This is a genomic window from Mesorhizobium sp. M2A.F.Ca.ET.039.01.1.1, from assembly GCF_003998035.1.
In the GTDB taxonomy this organism is placed as follows: Bacteria; Pseudomonadota; Alphaproteobacteria; order Rhizobiales; family Rhizobiaceae; genus Mesorhizobium.
Map to the genome: position 1 here is coordinate 1 of NZ_RZRY01001156.1, position 1,326 is coordinate 1,326.

The following is a 1,326-nucleotide window of genomic DNA, read 5'->3' on the forward strand; positions in this document are numbered from 1 at the left end:
GCCCGAGGCGCTTCTGCTCCATGATCGCGGCGGCTATCGTCATCGTCTTGCCGGCGCCAACGGCGTGGGCGAGATAGGTCGAGCCGGCCGAGACGATGCGCCAGATGCCGCGCTTCTGGTGCCCATAAAGCGAAAAGGCGCCAGAGGCGCCCGGAAGCCGCAGATGGTCGCCACTGAACCTTCGCGGGACGATGTTGTTGAAACGGTCATTGTAGACACGCGCCAGGCGGTCGGTGCGATCGGGATCGGACCAGACCCAGTTCTGGAAGGCGGTCTTGATCTTCTGCAACTTCTCCTTCGCGGCCTCGGTATCGACGACGTTGAGGACGCGGCGCTCGGTCTGGCCGTCCCGGATGGTATCGAATATCTGCGGGACGCGGCTGTTCAGCGCATCGGCGAGCAGTTCGCCGGCGTGCCGGCGATCGGTGCCCCATTCCGAGGTTCCGGCGGCAGTCCACCCAAGCTGACGGGCCTCGAGGGTCCATGAGGCAAGTTCGGGCATGTGATGGATCTTTATCTCCGCACCCATGCTCTCCTTGACGAAGGCAACGACATCGGTGGCCGGAATCCACGGCGCCCCGAGTCGCGCTGTAATGTCGGAGGGGCTGAGATCGGCGGGCTGCACTTCCCTGAGCGCCGCGACATTGCGTTGATAGCCGGGATCGAGCGATGCCGCGGCCTCGGCGGTCTTCAGCTTGTCGCGCACCGCGCCCGACAGATAGGCATCCGCCGTCTGCCAGGACCCGGTCGCCGGATCGCGGAAAATGGCGCTGCCGAGTTCGGCGACGACATTGTCGGTATCGGAATGTAAAAGCTCGGCGATGTGGTCGAGGTCGACGCCGCCGCGTTCGTTGAGGACCACGGCGAGCGCGTCCGCGGCAGAGCTCATGAGCGGCGGCGATGGCGGCGCGATCACGCGCTCGGTGAAGATCGGGCCGGGCCGCGCGGTGTCGGATTCGAGATCATAGTCCTCGATCGAGGCGACGAGCCAGCAATCGGGGTCATCCACAAACGGCTGTAGGTTCGGACGGCGATGCGTCTCGCGCACCTCACCGGTTTCCTCATCCTCGGTGGTCGAGACGACGGTGGTGTTGATCGGGCCGAAATCCCTGACAAAGCTCGACCAGGCGACGCGCAGGGCGACCTGCGCTTGCCGAAACGGTCGGTCGAGCTCTTGGCACCTCAGCACCGCGCGCACGGCATCGCGGATGGGGACCAGCTTCTGGATGATCCGGACATGTTTTTGCGGGATGCCGTCGCCGGCGCGACCCTTGCGGATCCTGACCGGCTCCGGCGCGCCGTCGACGACCTGCATCAGCCCATGAC

General features: G+C 65.6%; 1 pseudogene. It reads right to left on the reverse strand.

The features are described from left to right. Positions 1-1,326 (reverse strand): annotated as a pseudogene (locus EOA24_RS38135) (lactate dehydrogenase); the annotation flags it as partial.